The 17,157-nt window shown below is 58.7% G+C and carries 16 protein-coding genes; 8 read left to right on the forward strand and 8 right to left on the reverse strand.

The annotated features are described in order from the left end of the window. Positions 1 to 8: 8 nt before the first annotated feature. The 4 genes from J2754_RS15390 to J2754_RS15400 all read right to left on the reverse strand — a co-directional run bounded on the left by J2754_RS15390 (position 9) and on the right by J2754_RS15400 (position 4,540). Positions 9 to 1,010: a DUF63 family protein gene (locus J2754_RS15390; RefSeq protein ID WP_050050397.1), complete on the reverse strand. Its 1,002-nt coding sequence runs from the start codon at positions 1,008 to 1,010 to the stop codon at positions 9 to 11. Next, the gene (locus tag J2754_RS16795) at positions 1,007 to 1,231 is read right to left on the reverse strand and encodes a DUF7123 family protein (protein ID WP_004594599.1); all 225 of its coding nucleotides are present in this window, start codon (positions 1,229 to 1,231) and stop codon (positions 1,007 to 1,009) included. Before J2754_RS16795 ends, J2754_RS15390 begins: the two co-directional genes overlap by 4 nt. Positions 1,232 to 1,248: 17 nt before the next feature. Next, positions 1,249 to 3,855, reverse strand: coding sequence for a heavy metal translocating P-type ATPase (locus J2754_RS15395; RefSeq protein WP_004594598.1), 2,607 nt, complete (start codon positions 3,853 to 3,855; stop codon positions 1,249 to 1,251). A gap of 94 nt (positions 3,856 to 3,949) precedes the next feature. After that, positions 3,950 to 4,540, reverse strand: a complete 591-nt coding sequence (locus J2754_RS15400) for an AsnC family transcriptional regulator (RefSeq protein ID WP_049986206.1) — start codon at positions 4,538 to 4,540, stop codon at positions 3,950 to 3,952. Positions 4,541 to 4,674: 134 nt separating this feature from the next. Between J2754_RS15400 and J2754_RS15405 the strand changes: the two genes are divergently transcribed. Both J2754_RS15405 and acnA read left to right on the forward strand, forming a co-directional pair. Beyond that, the gene (locus J2754_RS15405; protein WP_049938510.1) at positions 4,675 to 4,872 is read left to right on the forward strand and encodes a heavy-metal-associated domain-containing protein; all 198 of its coding nucleotides are present in this window, start codon (positions 4,675 to 4,677) and stop codon (positions 4,870 to 4,872) included. A 71-nt stretch (positions 4,873 to 4,943) separates the two neighbouring features. Next, the gene (gene acnA / locus J2754_RS15410) at positions 4,944 to 7,727 is read left to right on the forward strand and encodes an aconitate hydratase AcnA (protein ID WP_095638031.1); all 2,784 of its coding nucleotides are present in this window, start codon (positions 4,944 to 4,946) and stop codon (positions 7,725 to 7,727) included. A 68-nt stretch (positions 7,728 to 7,795) separates the two neighbouring features. Here acnA and J2754_RS15415 read toward each other — a convergent pair whose 3' ends face one another. Then, positions 7,796 to 8,296 (reverse strand): CBS domain-containing protein, encoded by a 501-nt coding sequence (locus J2754_RS15415; protein WP_004594590.1) that lies wholly within the window; start codon positions 8,294 to 8,296, stop codon positions 7,796 to 7,798. Positions 8,297 to 8,480: 184 nt separating this feature from the next. On the opposite strand from J2754_RS15415, the gene J2754_RS15420 reads away from it, so the two are divergent. Next, entirely contained in the window at positions 8,481 to 8,930 is a 450-nt protein-coding gene (locus J2754_RS15420) for a universal stress protein (protein ID WP_092817280.1), read from the forward strand. 11 nt (positions 8,931 to 8,941) lie between these two features. On the opposite strand, the gene J2754_RS15425 is transcribed toward J2754_RS15420, so the two are convergent. Both J2754_RS15425 and J2754_RS15430 read right to left on the reverse strand, forming a co-directional pair. Beyond that, positions 8,942 to 9,256 carry an SHOCT domain-containing protein gene (locus J2754_RS15425; RefSeq protein WP_156586790.1) on the reverse strand — a complete coding sequence of 105 codons (315 nt, stop codon included), beginning with the start codon at positions 9,254 to 9,256 and terminating at the stop codon, positions 8,942 to 8,944. A 114-nt stretch (positions 9,257 to 9,370) separates the two neighbouring features. Then, positions 9,371 to 9,931, reverse strand: coding sequence for a DoxX family protein (locus J2754_RS15430; protein ID WP_092817279.1), 561 nt, complete (start codon positions 9,929 to 9,931; stop codon positions 9,371 to 9,373). Between the two features lie 114 nt (positions 9,932 to 10,045). Between J2754_RS15430 and J2754_RS15435 the strand changes: the two genes are divergently transcribed. Together J2754_RS15435 and J2754_RS15440 are read left to right on the forward strand one after the other, a co-directional pair. Then, complete coding sequence (locus tag J2754_RS15435; RefSeq protein ID WP_092817278.1) at positions 10,046 to 10,396, forward strand: ArsR/SmtB family transcription factor; 351 nt, start codon at positions 10,046 to 10,048, stop codon at positions 10,394 to 10,396. A 3-nt stretch (positions 10,397 to 10,399) separates the two neighbouring features. Next, complete coding sequence (locus J2754_RS15440) at positions 10,400 to 10,675, forward strand: DUF7521 family protein (protein WP_004594584.1); 276 nt, start codon at positions 10,400 to 10,402, stop codon at positions 10,673 to 10,675. A 239-nt stretch (positions 10,676 to 10,914) separates the two neighbouring features. On the opposite strand, the gene J2754_RS15445 is transcribed toward J2754_RS15440, so the two are convergent. Continuing rightward, positions 10,915 to 11,799, reverse strand: a complete 885-nt coding sequence (locus tag J2754_RS15445) for an IS1595 family transposase (RefSeq protein ID WP_211087949.1) — start codon at positions 11,797 to 11,799, stop codon at positions 10,915 to 10,917. 564 nt (positions 11,800 to 12,363) lie between these two features. Here J2754_RS15445 and J2754_RS15450 point away from each other — a divergent pair. The 3 genes from J2754_RS15450 to J2754_RS15460 all read left to right on the forward strand — a co-directional run bounded on the left by J2754_RS15450 (position 12,364) and on the right by J2754_RS15460 (position 16,967). Then, on the forward strand, positions 12,364 to 12,561 hold the full coding sequence (locus J2754_RS15450; RefSeq protein ID WP_004594582.1) for a heavy-metal-associated domain-containing protein: 198 nt from the start codon (positions 12,364 to 12,366) through the stop codon (positions 12,559 to 12,561). Between the two features lie 132 nt (positions 12,562 to 12,693). Further along, positions 12,694 to 14,976, forward strand: coding sequence for a copper-translocating P-type ATPase (locus J2754_RS15455; RefSeq protein ID WP_095638026.1), 2,283 nt, complete (start codon positions 12,694 to 12,696; stop codon positions 14,974 to 14,976). 404 nt (positions 14,977 to 15,380) lie between these two features. After that, positions 15,381 to 16,967 carry a transposase gene (locus tag J2754_RS15460; protein ID WP_188870785.1) on the forward strand — a complete coding sequence of 529 codons (1,587 nt, stop codon included), beginning with the start codon at positions 15,381 to 15,383 and terminating at the stop codon, positions 16,965 to 16,967. Positions 16,968 to 17,157: the final 190 nt, after the last annotated feature.

Here is a 17,157-nt window from a genome sequence, read left to right on the forward strand (position 1 = left end):
GGCCATCGTTAAGCTCCCAACAGCATCCGAAGTGACCCACGAACGCCCATCGGGAGTCCGATCGCTCCGATGAAGAACGTCATAAGCCACCACCACGTGTGATTCATCTCCTCTTTCGCATCGGCGAGATACCACACGATGCCGACAGTCACGACGAGTTTCAGCACGAACGTCGATCCGGAGAATCCAGTCGCCTGGTACACGAGATTCGTCACGACCAGCTTTGGGGAGTAGCCGAGGAACGTCACACCGATGAGATTCTGCGCAGCGTCCCACAACTGGCCGAAAACGGCCAGCAGAATTAGCGGGTGTCGAAGGTGGGTGATATTGGCGAAACTCGTGCCCCAGTAGTAGAGTGCGGTTACGCCGAGCGCTATCCCCGTCGTCGCGACAGGAACCCATAGGCGGAGTGGGGTCGATGTCGAGAGGCCGTGCCAAACAGCCCACCAGACGGCCCCGACAGCCCACACCGACCCGACGAGCCCGACTGTTAGCGGGATAGATCCGATATTTTGGTCACGCAAGAGTGCACCGACACCGAGCGCGAGGATGGTGACAGCGGTGACGACGATGTAAATCGATGGCGTGATGAACCACACCGCGTAGTCCCCGAGCAGCCCGAGATCCTCGAGGGCGCGCATCGCCCCACCTGCGATGATGATCGGAGCGAACCCGTAGGCCAGTCGTGCGTCGAACGTGACGTCGAGTTGGTCGAGATACGCACGTAGTCCGGGGAGGCTGTATACGACTGCCGCGAGGTAGATTACCGTGTTCACCGCGTTGTAGCCCTGGACAGCACGAATCCCCTCGTGCGTGACTGGCTGACCGGCCGCATCGGCGACGACTGGTCCCCAGAGATACTGCCAGATGAACCGGTCGTAGACCAACGTCGGAAACACGAGGATGCCCCCACCGAGAAGGACGAGCGGGGCCAGCAGGTACAGCGCCCACCACTCGCGTGAGCCGGTCTCCGGAAGGACAGTCTCGACGCGGCGGGTGACAGTACTCACGACCCGTTCACCTCCAATCGCCACGTCGTGCTTTTCGAGCGCCCCCACTGTTCGAGTGAAACGATTGTGAGTTCGTCCTGGAGCTGGCTGAGGTACTGCGCGACTGCCTTGGGAGATCCGTCGAGGTCGCTGGCAATCTCGCGAGCCCGGAGGTATGTCGGTTCGCTACTGGCTGTCTCGACGAGGTACCTTCGAACCGTGTGCCGGGAAATATTCGACATTGATCTAGAGGTGACGGTTAGCGAAGAAATCCGAAGAGCTTGTAGTCGTGATCGGGGGTGTACCGCCGGAACAGGAGACTGTTCGTCAGCACCGACACCGACGAGAACGCCATTGCTGCTGCAGCGAGCACGGGCTGGAGGAGGCCGAGCGACGCTAACGGAATCATCGCCGTGTTGTAACCGAGCGCCCACACGAGGTTCTGTTTGATCTTCTGGAGTGTCGCGTCTGAGATTCGGATCGCCTTTACCACGTCGAGCGGGTCGTCTCGCATCAGCGTGACGTCTGCAGCTTCGATGGCGACGTCGGTGCCGGAGCCGATTGCTGTCCCGACGTGTGCGACCGCGAGTGCCGGAGCGTCGTTGACGCCGTCACCGACCATCATCGCCTGCCGGCCCTCGTCTTGAATACTGTCGACCGCGTTGGACTTGTCCTCAGGAAGGACTCCTGCGCGGACGTTCTTCGGGTCGATACCCACCTGTTTAGCGACCGCACGGGCAGTTCGCTCGTTGTCGCCCGTAATCATCATCACGTCAACTCCCCGCTCCTGGAGTGCTGTGACAGCCTGCTTGGAGCTTTCCTTCACTGTGTCGGCGTCGGCGACCACACCCACGAGCTCCCCCTCGTAGGCGACCAGCATCGCCGTCTTCCCCTCGTTCTCGAGGCGTTCCATCGTCTCCTCAGCGGGAGAGGGGTCGATCCCGTTGTCCCGCAGCAGCTTGCGGTTGCCGACCAGCACCTCGCTGTCACCAATGACTGCTTTGATCCCGTGGCCCGGAACGTTCTCGAAGTCGTCAGGCTCAGTCACGTCCAGGCCGCGTTCTTCGGCCCCTTCGACGATTGCACGGGCGAGCGGGTGTTCGCTGCCGCTTTCAGCTATCGCCGCCAGTCGAAGCACATCATCCTCTGAGAGGCGCTCACGGGTGCTGAGCTGTCCACCATCTGGGGTCGGCTCGCCACCGTCAGTCACCACATTTCCATCGCTATCAAAGACGACCACGTCGGTGAGTTCCATTTCCCCTTCGGTGAGTGTGCCCGTCTTGTCGAAGACGACTGTATCGACGTCTTTCGCTCGTTCGAGGATGTCACCGCCCTTGAACAGGACGCCGTTCTGGGCACCAATCGTCGTCCCGACCATCGTCGCTGCGGGCGTCGCCAGCCCCAGCGCACAGGGACAGGCGATGAGGATCGAGGACGCGAAGACAATTATCGCGAACTCGAAGACTGAAACGGTCCCACCGACCGGGGCCGGGCCGCCAGCAACCTGACCCCACAGCGGGAGCCAGTCGACGAAGCCAGCGAGAGCCTCGGGGAACAGGAACCAGACGACACCCCAGAGAAGGGCGTTCGCGATGACCGCAGGCACGAAGTACGCGGAGATGCGGTCGGCGAGATTCTGGATGTCGGGCTGGCGCGACTGGGCCTCCTTGACTGTCTGGACGATCTGTTGGAGGGCCGTGTCTTCTCCAACCTTCGTCGCCTCCACGACAAGGACGCCGTTCTCGTTAATCGTCGAGCCGACGACCTCATCGCCCTCCTCTTTCTCGACAGGCACAGATTCGCCAGTGACCATTGACTCGTCGACGGCAGACTGACCGTCGACAACGACACCGTCTGTGGGAATCTTCTCACCTGGACGAATTTTCATCCGGTCACCAGTTGTGACCTCTTCAAGCGGAACTTCTTCTTCACTGCCGTCCTCGCGGACAATGGTCGCCGTTTCGGCTTCCATTTCGAGGAGCTTTCGGAGGGCCTCACCCGCTTGGCCCTTCGACCGAGCTTCGAGATAGTTACCCAACGTGATGAACACGAGGATGAGGGCTGCCGTGTCGAAATAAAGTCCACCTGCAATGAGTTCAGCAAGGACTGCCACAGAGTATAGATAGGCCGTTGTTGAACCGATCGCAATCAGCACGTCCATATTGGCGCGGCCGTTCTTCACGATCGCCTTGTACGAGTTCTTATAGAACGGCCAGCCGAGGATCGCCTGTACCGGCGTGGCGAGGAGGAACTCAACCCAGCCAAGTTCCACACCGAAGACGGCTTCAGGGACGATCGCGCCACCGAGCAGATAATTGTCGATGAGGAAGAAGAGCAACGGTGCCGATAACACTGCCCCAAAGAGGGTCAACCTGAGTTGCTTCCGAGTTTCGGCTTGACGGGCGGCATCTCGTGCGTCCTGGCCCGACTCTTCGTCGGCACCATCTTCGCGGACGGGCGAGTAGCCAGCCTCCTCGATAGCATCGTACAGCGCACCAATAGATACTTCCGCAGGATTGTAGGTGACCTGTGCTTCGTCGGTTGCGTAATTGACCTCCGCATTAACGACGCCCGGAATATTTTCAAGAGCGGTTTGGTTGGTCTCGGCGCAGTTGGCACAGGTCATATCGGAGATGGCAATCGTTACCGTCTCAGAGACTGCGCCGTACCCGGCCTCGTCGATCGCGTCGTAGATTTCTTTGAGCGATACCTCTTCAGGGTCGTAGGTGACGGAACCCTCGTCGGTGGCGAAGTTCGCATCCGCCTCCGATACCCCGTCGAGCGATTCGAGAGTGTCCTGGATCGTCGCCGAACAGTTGGCGCAGGACATTCCCGTGATATCAAGATGGATTGTTTGGCTTGTCATGCTTGTTCTACTATACGGGGTCTAGGTTTAGGCGATTTACTGCTTCGAGAGGCGGGGTTTCGACTGCAGGAAAATTTGGATTCCAAAGACAGCGTTACGCTCCCTCTTCGAGTCGCTGATACCGATCGTCGAACCGTGTGAGACAGGACGGACAACAGAAGTGATAGATCTCTCCGTCGATTCTCGTCGTTTCACCTTGATTATCAACGGTATTGTTACATTCAGCACAGGTGAGTGCAAATTCGACGCCATCAACGGACGGCGTCCATTCAAGCTCGTCAATTAGCGTGACGGTGTAATCTGCTACATCGATCTCGTTAAAGAGTCCATCTACCCACTGACGTACGTTCTGGGCTTCAACACGGGCATAGAACCAAAGATCTCCTTCGGAGGTCGTGAAGACGTGTTCAACGCCATCTGACTCTCGAGCCCGCTCGCGGGCGGCCTCCAACGACGCTGAGCCGATTTCGGCCTGAATAAATACCGGTACACCAGCTCGGAGATGAGCCCGGTTGACGTCAATCGTGAAGTTGTTAATGATGCCAGCTTCCTGTAATCGCTTTACCCGGTCAGACACGGCTGGCCCCGACAAGTCGACCTCCTCGCCAATATCGCTGAACGGGCGGCGGGCGTCATCAGCGAGTAACGAGAGGATTTCTAAGTCGGTTTCATCCAAATTGCGCATACGACCGCTTCGTCTCGCAGGATACATTATTGTTGCCCACAACACACCTTCGAAATCGGTGATCCAGGGCTGCGGCAACATTGGATTCTAAGCAGAAAACCACATAGAATACTCGCCCCTATCTACGAATGGATATGACTCAGACAATCACCGTCGAAGGAATGACCTGTGAACATTGCGAGCAGACCGTCGAAGAGGCACTCGAAGAAGTTGAGGGGGTTACGTCTGCTACTGCGGATCGTGACTCAGAATCCGCGACGGTCGAGGGGTCCGCTGAACGGGATGAGCTTGTGACTGTGGTCGAAGACGCTGGATACGATGCCTCTGCGTAACAAATCCCGATTCTCGTCGAATCGGATTCGGAGAGGGATTGATACGACTGCCAATCCCAGGTGTAGATACTATGACTGATACACTTCCGTTCGATGCCGTCCGCGAGCTCGACGTCGACGGGACGACGTACAAGATGGCCGATCTTCGAGCACTCGAAGAGCAGGGGCTCTGTGACCTCGACACGCTCCCTGTGAGCATCCGTATTCTGCTTGAGTCGGTGCTCCGGAACGCCGACGGCGAAACTGTTACTGCAGCGGATGTCAAGAATGCTGCTGGCTGGAAGCCAGACGTACCGGACGCAGAGGTTCCGTTCTCTCCATCACGAGTCGTCCTACAGGATCTCACTGGCGTGCCCGCAGTTGTCGACCTGGCGGCCCTTCGATCCGAAGTCGACCGCAAAGATCGGGACCCGACCCTGGTCGAACCAGAGATCCCTATTGATCTCGTAATCGACCACAGCGTCCAAGTCGACTACTTCGACTCCGAGGACGCCTACGAGAAGAACGTCGAACTGGAGTACGAGCGCAACGCCGAACGGTATCGCGCGATCAAGTGGGCGCAGAACGCCTTCGAGAACTTCAACGTCGTCCCGCCGGGGACCGGCATCGTCCACCAGGTGAATCTCGAGCATCTGGGCCGGGTCGTCCACGCCCGCGAGCGAGACGGTGAGAAATGGCTCCTGCCGGACACACTCGTCGGCACGGACAGCCACACCCCAATGATCGGTGGCATCGGTGTGGTCGGCTGGGGCGTCGGCGGCATTGAAGCGGAAGCGGCAATGCTCGGTCAGCCGGTCACGATGAAACTTCCCGAGGTCGTCGGCGTCCGCCTCGAAGGCGAATTACCCGAGGGCGCGACGGCGACGGATCTCGTGCTCCACATCACCGAACGGCTCCGCGAGGTCGGCGTCGTCGACCGGTTCGTCGAATTCTTCGGTCCTGGTGTGGAGAATCTCACAGTCCCCGACCGGGCCACGATCGCCAATATGGCGCCCGAACAGGGCTCGACGATCAGTATGTTCCCGGTCGACGAGCAGACGCTCGAGTATCTCGAACTCACCGGGCGTGACCCCGCCCACATCGACCTTGTTCGCGAGTACCTCGAAGCGCAAGGGCTATTCGGAGAACAGGAACCGGAATACACCGAGGTGGTCGAGTTCGATCTTTCGACTGTTGAGCCGAGTCTCGCCGGACATAAGCGGCCACAGGACCGGATTCCGATGGGGGACGTGAAACAGAGCTTCCGGGGACTTCTCCACGGGGAGTTCGAAGACGACCTCGATGATGTCGACGAAGACGCCCTACAGCGGTGGCTCGGCGAAGGTGATGCAGCTGGTGCGGAGACCGACGGCGGTGTTCAGGTCGAACCCGAATCGGAACTGCACCCGTTAACCAAACGCGTTGAGGTCGACCTCGACGGTGAGACAGTGGAAATTGGACACGGAGACGTCCTCGTCAGCGCCATCACGAGCTGTACGAACACTTCGAACCCGTCGGTGATGATCGCTGCTGGTCTGCTTGCCCAGAACGCCGTCGAGAAAGGTTTAGATGTCCCGCCGTACGTCAAGACGAGTCTCGCACCCGGCAGTCGCGTCGTCACGCAGTACCTCGAGGAATCGGGCCTGCTTCCGTATCTCGAAGAGCTCGGGTACGCGGTCGTCGGCTACGGCTGTACCACTTGTATCGGGAACGCCGGACCACTTCCCGATCCCATCGAGCAAGCGATCGACGACCACGACCTCTGGACGACGAGCGTCCTCTCCGGAAATCGGAACTTCGAGGCGCGTATTCACCCGAAGATCCGCGCGAACTACCTCGCGAGCCCGCCGCTCGTCGTCGCCTACGGCCTCGCAGGGCGGATGGACGTCGACCTCGAGAACGAGCCGCTAGGCACCGACGAGGAGGGGGGATCGGTGTATCTGGCGGACATCTGGCCCGACGCAGCGGACGTGCAGGCAGCAATCCACGAGAACGTCTCTCCTGAGATGTTCGAGGAGAAGTATGCCTCTGTGTTCGAGGGTGACGAGCGGTGGGCTGCTCTCGACGCGCCCACAGGTGACGTCTACGAGTGGGACGACAACTCGACATACATCCGAGAGCCGCCGTTCTTCCAGGACTTCCCCCTCGAAAAACCCGGCGTCGCCGATATTGAGGATGCACGCTGCCTGCTGACACTCGGCGATACCGTTACGACCGACCACATCAGCCCTGCTGGCCCCTTCGGATCTGACCTCCCTGCCGGCCAGTGGCTGCTCGATAACGGCGTTGAGCCGCACGAGTTCAACACCTACGGCGCGCGCCGGGGCAACCACGAGGTGATGATGCGGGGAACGTTCGCCAATGTCCGCATCGAGAACGAGATGCTCGACGATGTCGAGGGTGGCTATACGATCCACCACCCAACCGACGAGCAGACGACCGTGTTCGAAGCCAGCCAGCGCTACCGCGAGGAGGGAGTCCCGCTCGTCGTGATGGCAGGCGAAGAGTTCGGTACCGGCTCCAGCCGGGACTGGGCGGCGAAAGGAACGGACCTACTCGGTGTTCGCGCAACCATCGCCGAGAGTTACGAGCGCATCTACCGCGACAACCTCGTCGGCATGGGTGTGCTCCCCCTGCAGTTCGATGATGGCGACTCGTGGGAATCTCTCGGTCTGGATGGGTCTGAGATCTTCACGATCCACGGCCTCGATGACGGGCTCGATGTGATGGACGAACTGACCGTTATCGCCGAGCGCGCGGACGGGTCGACTGTCGAGTTCCCGGTCACAGCACAGGTCGGCACGCCGGCCGCCGTGACCTATATCGAACACGGCGGCATCCTCCACTACGTCCTTAGACGGCTCCTCATGCGATAATCTCTCTCAACTGACTCTATTTCTGGAAGCACAAGCAACACGAAAAACTTTGAGTCCAAATTAGCGTTTCAATCGTGCGTAGACTCTGTTCGGATGATGCCCGCTACGTTATCCATCTGAGCTGAAACGTGTGCGCTCTCACCAGCAACATGCGTAATTAAATCGTCCAGAGTGATCATCCCGATAACGCTCCCGTCTTCAACAACCGGGACGTGTCGAGCACCCGCTTCGTTCATTTGTCTCAGGACTTTTGGAATCTCAGCATCTGCTGGCACAGTAAGTGGGTCACGCGTCATCACGTCAGCAGCTCGTACGTCGTCTCCACTCGTCTCGGCTGTGAGCACACTTAACTCGCTTTCCTCGGTGAGCAGGTTAGCAATCAGGTCTCGATCGGTGATGATACCAGAGATCTGATCGGATTCTTCGACGACCACGTACCTGGCACACCGCGATTGGGAGATCATCGTGTGAGCGATCTCGGCAACCGTGGCGTCAGGCGTGACACGGGCGACCGACTCATCAGCAATACGACCAATATCCATCCGGAGGTCAGTTGGTCTGGTACCCATGCTAATCAGTACGACTCATAACAGGAAATAGCTTAGCATCAGCTGGTCGTCATAGAAATCCTCCACTCTTCAACCGTGAGAGACGACAATCTCCAAACTTTGTGAAGTTACAAAAAGTGTTACCAGCTACGCCACTATCCAAGAGCGCTGGCTTTTATAATCTAGTCTCAATAAGTAAAGAGAAATGTACGATACGGTTTTGCTCTCGACTGACGGGACAGTTGCTTCTGAGGAAGCTGAATCCCATGCTATCGCGCTAGCAGAGGCCCATAATGCCGATCTTCATGTTCTGTATGTAGTCGATGAGGACGTCGTAACAGCATACAGCGGTGACGAGTACGTTGATGAAGCCGAAGGCCCAGAACATGGCCTCGAAGAACTTGGAACGGAAACAATCGCAGACATCCAATATAAAGCGAAGGAGGTCGGTGTCAATGTTGTCAAAGCAATTGAGCACGGCCGACCGGCTGAGACGATTGTACGGTATGCTGATGCCGAAGATATGGATCTACTTGTACTTGGAACGAAACACCGGCCGGAAGAATACCGGGCCTTGCTCGGAAGCGTGACCGACCGCGTCCTTCGATTGACGACCCGCCCAGCGACCGTCGTGAAGACGGAAGTCGACGAATAGGGGAAGAACAGTCAGTAACGGCCGCCGTCAGGCGTGAGTCGGGCGCGCCGGCGTTCGAACTCCTCGTCGTCGATTTCGCCGCGAGCGTACCGTTCCTGGAGGACAGCGAGTGCGCTATCCTCGGTGGGGCCGTCCGATGGCGACCGCGTTGTCAGCCAGTAGACGATGTAGACGGGAAGGGCGATCAGAAGTGCCATCCACAGCAAACCGATCAACATCATCCCCCAGCTCCATATTCCCCACCCGGCCATGTGACCATCATTCCACATCCCGTCATGCCAGTCCCACATCACTGTATCTGGAACAGCAGCGTGCGTCAGAGTCATTCCAATGATGACGGCTAGCGTCAGTGCTCCGATGACGATGAGTCCCAGAGAACGAATCCCGCGTGCTTGAATTGGATTTTGCATTATTGTACTCCTGAAGAGAGTTCGGCGTGGTTAGCCGAGGATGTATTCGAGGGCGGGGTAGCGCTCAACGAGCGTCTCGCCACCGACGTCGTAGTTCTCGATGTACTGGTCGAGGCCCAGGATGCGGCCCGCGGCGAACGCGGCGACCGCGAGGAACACGAGCATGTACGCGAAGTCCCCGTTGATGAACCCGTGGCTCATGTCCCAGTTCCCGAAGTAGAACATGAGCATCATGAGCGCGCCGAAGAACGCCGCGAGGCGGACGAACGCGCCGACGAGCAGGCCGAGGCCGATGAACAGCTCGCCCCACGGGACGGCCACGTTCGCGAACTCGACGAACCACGGCGTACTCCCCATCCACGCGAACATCCCCGCGAGCGGGTTGCCGTTCGTCGCCGCGACGTTCGTGAGGTAACCGCCCGCGGCGAACTCGCCGGTGATCTTCGTGAACCCGGAGTACGCGAACGCGTAGCCCATCATGAGACGGAGCGCGAGCACGAACCACGCACTGAGACTGTGAACTTTCCCGCCGACGGTCAGACCGCCGACTCTGCTCTCGAGCTGATTCATGCCGGAGTCGAGTGTGGACATAGTTATTGCACCTTCAACTATCAGTACGGAGGCAGAGACGATATAACGGCGAGCCGGCGTTCTGGGTCAGAAAATCGGCGGGCTATATTACGCTCCTGTCGCGAGTAGAGACGTGTGACTGAGGAGGCCGACCCGTCGGAAATCTTCGCGACACTCGACGACGAGTACGCCCGCGACATCCTCGTGGCGACGAAGACCGACCGCCTGTCTGCGAAGGAGCTCAGCGAGGAATGTGACATGTCACGCCCGACCGTCTCGCGCCGTGTCACCCGCCTCGTCGAGCAGGGCCTCCTCGAGGAGTATACGCACGTCGACCCCGGGGGACGGCACTACAGCGAGTATGAGGCGCGCCTCGAACGCATCGAAATCCTCCTGCAGGCGGAGGGCTTCGACGTCAACATCGACATCCAGCCTGACCCCGCCGACCGGATTACGACCATCTTCGAGGAAATGCGGGGAGACTGAATCATGGACCACACGCTATTCGTCATCGGCAAACTGTTCACGACCGCGTTAGCACTGGTCATCGCATATCAGGCCTATCGCGGGTACCAACGACATCACACGCAGTTACTCCTGTACGTCGCCGCCGGCTTCGCATTGGTCGGGCTTGGCGGCCTCCTTGAAGGCGTCCTCTTCGAACTCCTCCAGGTGTCGATCTTCGAAGCAGGATTCGTCGCAGCACTCGTCACCGCAGCCGGGATGCTGTCTATCCTCTACGCCCTGTATGCCCCGAATCCATAAGGATTCAGGACGCCCATTCGACAAGCGGCCTCTGCGCGTCGTGCCCGGTTCGAAGCCGCTACTGTTCGGACTCCCCTCGTTCTCGATAGTGTAGCGTCGCAGTGGGAGTTATATCCATATCGGTCGTACCATATCGTATGATTCGAACACTCGTCGGTGTCCTCGGCGCTATCTCAGCGCTGTTCCCGGACGAAATCGTCGAGCTCTTCGAGACGCTCTTGTGTAGCACATTGTTGATTTCAGAGAGTTTCTTTGACGGCGTGTTTGAGCGCTTTTCGTCCGGGTTTGCGGTAGAGTTCTCGTCTGAGTTGGAACGCTCGGAGATACTGTGTGAGGCGATCTTTTGAGATGCCTCGATGTGGCGAGAGCCACCGTCGCGCCAGCGACGCGTGGCTCTCGCAGGTGTTCACGTGGACCGTCTCGTCGGCGTACTCACCGTCTCCGTGAACGACGTATTCGCGGTTGAATTGCTCATCTTCATCAAGCGGATCGTACGCGCAAAATCCGTCGGTATAGACGGTGAGAGGCTCCTGCTGGCGGTCAGCCAGCAGGAGCCGGATCGTCGATTCGTCTGCGGATTTCGCCGGCACAACGTACCGTTGCTCGGTGCCACGATCCACGAGGACGAACACGGGCGGTTTGTCTTGATCATACGTTCCGCGTCCGCGTCGAGAGAGGCCGCGAGAGCGCGACCAGCGGTCGCGCTCGCGGCCTTTCAAGCCGGCAGAGACGTAGAACTCGTCAATTTCAACCGGGCCGCGGAGATCGAGTGACGGCGCGTCGAGCGCTTCAGTGAAGCGCTCGACACGCCTGTGAATCGTTTTGTAGGTGACCTCGATTTCGCATTGTAACTGCCTGAGACTCGTGTTAAACCGCAAAAACGCGTAGATCGAAAACAGCCACTTACGGAGTGCGATCTTCGAGTGAGCGAAGATCGTGCCGGTCTTATCGTTGAACGTGCGGTCGCAATCCTTACAGAGATACCGCTGAAAGTGCCCGTAGCTGCCGTTTCTGACCGTTCGGTCAGAACGGCAGCGAGGACAGGAAACGCCGTCACGCCAGCGAACCTGTTGGAGCAGGTCCGCTGCGACCGATTCCGACCCAAACACATCCAGCGGAATCATTCGTGTCGGACACCGCTGACGCGGTGTCCTTGTCCTCTTCGACTCCACAGCGACAGCTCAGCAGTATCAACAATCTCCTACAGAAGAGCGCTTCGAGAAACTCGCCATTTCGAATCCAGACGAGGGAACAGTGAGAGGGTGGATACGTCCAGCAGTCCGGTCGGAGGGTGTTCTGATAGCTGCGCTTTCACTCTTTAACGGGCGAGCATACGCATTGCTGATGAATCTTACCGGCGTGTTCGGTGCGATAGTCCTCTTATTTCCCGACCTGTATCAGAGATTTGCCACCGCGTTCCTGTACGAGCGTCCAGAGTCGATAGAATGGAACGAGCGATTCCGCTTGGGCATTCGGGCTATCGGCGCACTCTATGTCTTTTTAGCGGCGAAGACGTACAGAGAGCGTCACAACGATACTTGAGCCACCTCGCTATTGACACCTGGCGCATCCGATGTCTAGTTCGTTACGGCCGCAGGTATCACTTTGAATCTAAAGTTTGAGCCCCACGATATCAGTATGATCGAAGGGGAAATCCGCTAAAGAGAGGAGGCCGTGTGTATCCCTGTATGACGACGACGATCATCGTGGAAGGCATGACGTGCGGTCACTGTGAGCAGACGGTCGAAGAGGCCCTCGAAGAGGTATCCGGCGTGACTGACGTGACCGTCGACAGGGAGAGCGAACAGGCGAGCGTCGATGGTGAGGCAAATGTCACAGCTCTCGTGGAGGCCGTCGAAGACGCCGGGTACACCGCTTACGCCTGAGAATCGCGCGGACCACTCCGAGACAACGGCCAACCGTTGTCTTTGAAGCTTCGCTACGCTGGTCCTGCTGTACAGTTTCAGTGGGGAAGATTCAGGGGGCCAGCGGATCCACCTCTACAGAGAATATGGGCTATGGACGACCACAAAGATACAAATGAGAATCCCCCTGGAGGGGAACACCAGCAGGACGACAGCAGTCACCAGCACGAACACGGCGAGCAGGATGAATCGGACGCCGAGTCGGACGAGCAGCGGGTAGAACAGGAGCTACTGGAAGAAGAGGCACACCCTGCTGCGGAGAGTGAGACGGTGCTCGACGAGCAGCACGAGCACGCTGGACACGAGGGCGAAGGACACGACCACGGTTCCCATGAGGGCCACGGTGAGGGGCATGGCGGGATGCACGAGGGCCACGAGCAGATGTTCCGCCGGCGCTTCTTCGTCTCGACGCTCCTGTCGATCCCAGTCCTGCTATACAGCGAAATGCTGCAGGAGTGGCTCGGGTTCTCCGTCCCCGCGTTCCCGGGCAGCGAGTGGATCAACCCCGTCTTCGCGGTCATCGTCTTCGCGTACGGTGGGATGCCGTTCCTCCAGATGGCGGTGCCGGAGCTGAAAGACCGGTCGCCGGGGATGATGACGTTGATCTCGATGGCGATCACCGTCGCGTTCGTCTACAGTCTCGCGAGCGTGGTCTTCCCGACGCAGTCTGCGTTTTTCTGGGAACTCGTCACGCTGATCGACATCATGCTGCTGGGCCACTGGATCGAGATGCGGTCGGTCCGGCGGGCCTCCAGCGCGGTCGACGAACTGGCGAAACTGATGCCAGACACCGCCGAGCGTATTACCGACGACGGAGAAACCGAGGAGGTTCCCGTCAGGGAGCTCTCGGAAGGCGATCTCGTGCTCGTCCGGCCGGGCGCAAGTGTCCCTGCTGACGGCACCGTCGAGGAAGGTGATTCGGACGTCAACGAGTCGATGATCACTGGCGAGTCCAAGCCCGTCTCGAAGGAGCCTGGCGACGAGGTCATCGGCGGCACCATCAACGGCGATGGTAGTCTCCGCGTCCGTGTTGGCGCGACGGGCGAGGAGACGACGCTGGCGGGCATCATGCGTCTCGTCGAGGAAGCCCAGCAGAGCAAGTCCAAGACGCAGGTACTGGCCGACCGGGCGGCAGGCTGGCTGTTCTACGTCGCGCTCGGGGCGGCAGTCGTGACGGCGATTGCGTGGACCGTCGCGGTCTCGTTCGACGCGACCGTCATCGAGCGAGTCGTGACGGTGCTCGTCATCGCCTGCCCGCACGCCCTCGGGCTCGCCATTCCGCTGGTCGTCGCGATCAACACGTCGCTCGCCGCTCGCAACGGGATGCTCGTTCGCGACCGCATCGCGATGGAAGACGCACGGAATCTGGACGCGATCATCTTCGACAAGACAGGGACGCTTACCGAGGGCGAACACGGCGTCGTGGATATGGCGACCGTCAACGGCGTCGACGAGGACGACGCGCTCGGGCTGGCGGCAGCCGTCGAGAGTGACTCCGAACACATGATCGCGCGAGCGATTCGCGAGGCCGCCGACGAGCGAGACCTAACTACTCCCGACGCGACCGCCTTCGAGGCGATCAAAGGGCGAGGGGTTCGCGCAAACGTCGATGGAAACGAGGTGTACGTCGGTGGGCCGAACCTGTTGACCCAGCTCGATAGCGAGATCCCCGCCCATCTCCAGCGCTTCGCTGACGAGGCGGGACAGAACGCTCAAACGGTGGTGTATCTCGTTCGTGACAGTGAGTTGATCGCCGCGTTCGCGATGGCCGACGTAATCCGTGAAGAGAGTTTCCGCGTCGTCGACGCCCTCCACGATCTGGGAATCGAAGTGGCGATGCTGACTGGCGACTCCCAGGACGTCGCCAACGCTGTCGCTGACGAACTGGGCATCGACACGGTGTTCGCCGAGGTCCTCCCCGAAGACAAAGACGAGAAAGTCCAGGAACTCCAAGACCAGGGGAAGCTCGTGGGGATGGTTGGTGACGGTGTAAACGATGCGCCGGCGCTGACGCGAGCCGACGTCGGGATCGCCATCGGGAGCGGCACCGACGTCGCCGTCCAGTCGGCGGATGTCATTCTCGTGCAGAACAACCCGATGGATGTAGTGCGACTCGTGAAACTCAGTAAGGCGAGCTACCGGAAGATGCAGGAGAACATCGTCTGGGCCGCCGGCTACAACGTGTTCGCGATTCCGCTCGCAGCAGGCGTGTTGGCACCGATCGGGATTCTGCTGTCTCCCGCTGTGGGTGCGCTTCTGATGTCGTTGAGTACAGTAATCGTCGCCATCAACGCGCAACTGCTCCGCCGGGTGGATCTATCCATCCCCGAGCTTCCAGGAGTGACACCATCCACTAGCACCCAAACTGCAGACTGAAACTCTGCCTGATCGCTTTAGGAGGGGTTTTTCGATTGCATACGGTTGGTATTCGGAATCAGAAAATCGGTGCAGTTTGGATAGATGGCACTCTGTAAACCGATTTAACGGGCTATAGATGCCAGTTTTCCCACTCACGCCGCGCCTCTTCTTGAGAAGCTGGTTGTCCTCACACGAGTTATCTCAGCATAGTTGATTCCAGAATCTCCCGACCAGTTTCTCACCCTCAACGTCGAGCAGGATGATTGAGTCATCATCAATGAAGGTGTTAGCTATGAGTGAACGAAGCGTAGCTGCGAGACTTACAGAGTACTTGTTTGTGCTGACCGATTCAACAGCAGCGGTTCCTGCGCAAAGAGGATGGGATCGCGCCGCTTGTGTGACTGGCTGATGGGATAGCTCACATGACTTCTCAGGAGCACCGATTGACCGACGCCTACCTTGTCGGGTTGACACTCACAGAGGCACTCAAAGCCGATCAGTCCCTCTGCACGGCTCTTCGAACTCTGGAGGGGCCGTTCGATTCGCTCAATGACGGCTACCCAGAGTGGCATCCAGCACCGCACTCGTTCGAGGGGATGGTACGCTTGTTACTCTACCGCGAACTCACTGGCGAAAGCTACCGTTCGCTCGCCCAGTATCCCGAACTCGCAGTTGTCTTCGACTTGGAGAAAATCCCCGACGAATCGGTGCTCTCGCGGACCTGGCGTAACCGGTTCGACGAGGCGACCCGGGAGTTCGTCACCACAGCCGCCCACTACGTCATCAAGGAAGTCCACGATCGCGACATCTCAGCGCCGGAGGTGCGGCCTAAGGCAGAGATCGTCGACGATGAGCAAGAAGCCGCAGATCCAGTAGAAGACAAATCCTTCTCACAGAAGGAGATCATCCAGACAACGCGCCTCGCGCGTGATCACGCCTTCGGTCACTTCGACTCTGGTCGGGCGTCGAACGCCTCGTACGAGGACACACAATTCTTTGAGCTACAGACGTTCATGGGGATGGTCCACTGTGGAACTGCGCAGGGAGCGACTCGCTTCCAATATCGCCATGGCGAAGAGTACAGCCCCCATGGTGATACCCACCTCCGCGCCGTCAAGCAGTTCGATCCCGAAGAACTCGTGAACGGATTCAACGAGACAACGGATCGCTTGCTCTCCGTGATCGCCTCGGAAGCATCCTTTCGAAGGCCGGTCACCGCTGCAATCGATATCACGACTATTCCCTATTACGGAGAGGTCGAAGGAATGCCGATGGTCAGCGGGACCAAGGACAGAGACGGTCGAGCATTCAAATTCGCAACCCTCTCGATCATCGGGCAGAACATCCCGCTCGTTCTGGCGGTTGAGCCGGTCCGTGAGAGTTCCGAGTGGGATGAGAACCCGTCGAATCAGATCCATCGTACTGTGCGACGGCTCGTTCGACGAGCGAAAGAACAAGTTCCGATCGAGACGGTGCTGTGTGATCGAGAGTTTGACTCGATACAAGTGTTCCAGACACTCTCAAACCTCGATGTGAACTACCTCATTCCGAAGCGAGTCTCAAGCTCCGAACGGGATGTGCTCGAACAAATGGAGGGAGACGACCAAGAGGTGGCTGTTGAGTCGGCTTCTATCCATGTAGAATCTGGATCGCATCCAATGCGGCTCCTGTACGTGCCGTCGACGAGTGGGGAGGGAACGGCCGTCTTCGCGACGAATCTACGAGTCGGTCCTGAGGAAGCCGAGACATTCTGTCAGCGCTACAGCCGCCGGTGGCAGATCGAGAGTGAGTACAAATCGATCAAAGGTGATTTTCTCGCGAAGACCTCCTCGAAAGACTACCGCATTCGTTTGTTCTACTTCGTTTTCGCGGTCCTCTTGTACAATATCTGGCGGCTCACCGACTTCCTGCTGAAAGCGAGTGTGGGAGGTGAGATGGACTACGCACCTGTGATTACTGCGGGTGAGTGTGTTGAGCTCGTTGCCTCGTCGTTGATTCCACACGACTAACCGGCTGATCCCCCTGAGTCCGCCGTTTGGGAGTGACAACCCTAATCAGGAGCGGCAGAATCTACGCAATTTCGCACGTCCGCCCAGTAGATGCGATCGGTAAGGATCCAAATCAGGACTGGTCGGTGAGAAGAACCACGAAGTGATGTTAATTCGATCTGAAACTGGGCTATCCTCCGAAACTGTGAAC

Origin of the sequence: Halarchaeum nitratireducens, from assembly GCF_017874695.1 — an archaeon.
In the GTDB taxonomy this organism is placed as follows: Archaea; Halobacteriota; Halobacteria; order Halobacteriales; family Halobacteriaceae; genus Halarchaeum; species Halarchaeum nitratireducens.

Excerpts from the sequence above, each read along its gene's own strand:
- J2754_RS16795 (WP_004594599.1), bottom strand. The coding sequence starts at position 1,231 with ATGTCGAATATTTCCCGGCACACGGTTCGAAGGTACCTCGTCGAGACA.
- J2754_RS15395 (WP_004594598.1), bottom strand. The coding sequence starts at position 3,855 with ATGACAAGCCAAACAATCCATCTTGATATCACGGGAATGTCCTGCGCC.
- J2754_RS15400 (WP_049986206.1), bottom strand. The coding sequence starts at position 4,540 with ATGCGCAATTTGGATGAAACCGACTTAGAAATCCTCTCGTTACTCGCT.
- J2754_RS15405 (WP_049938510.1), top strand. The coding sequence starts at position 4,675 with ATGACTCAGACAATCACCGTCGAAGGAATGACCTGTGAACATTGCGAG.
- acnA (WP_095638031.1), top strand. The coding sequence starts at position 4,944 with ATGACTGATACACTTCCGTTCGATGCCGTCCGCGAGCTCGACGTCGAC.
- J2754_RS15415 (WP_004594590.1), bottom strand. The coding sequence starts at position 8,296 with ATGGGTACCAGACCAACTGACCTCCGGATGGATATTGGTCGTATTGCT.
- J2754_RS15420 (WP_092817280.1), top strand. The coding sequence starts at position 8,481 with ATGTACGATACGGTTTTGCTCTCGACTGACGGGACAGTTGCTTCTGAG.
- J2754_RS15425 (WP_156586790.1), bottom strand. The coding sequence starts at position 9,256 with ATGACTCTGACGCACGCTGCTGTTCCAGATACAGTGATGTGGGACTGG.
- J2754_RS15430 (WP_092817279.1), bottom strand. The coding sequence starts at position 9,931 with ATGTCCACACTCGACTCCGGCATGAATCAGCTCGAGAGCAGAGTCGGC.
- J2754_RS15440 (WP_004594584.1), top strand. The coding sequence starts at position 10,400 with ATGGACCACACGCTATTCGTCATCGGCAAACTGTTCACGACCGCGTTA.
- J2754_RS15445 (WP_211087949.1), bottom strand. The coding sequence starts at position 11,799 with ATGATTCCGCTGGATGTGTTTGGGTCGGAATCGGTCGCAGCGGACCTG.
- J2754_RS15450 (WP_004594582.1), top strand. The coding sequence starts at position 12,364 with ATGACGACGACGATCATCGTGGAAGGCATGACGTGCGGTCACTGTGAG.
- J2754_RS15455 (WP_095638026.1), top strand. The coding sequence starts at position 12,694 with ATGGACGACCACAAAGATACAAATGAGAATCCCCCTGGAGGGGAACAC.
- J2754_RS15460 (WP_188870785.1), top strand. The coding sequence starts at position 15,381 with ATGACTTCTCAGGAGCACCGATTGACCGACGCCTACCTTGTCGGGTTG.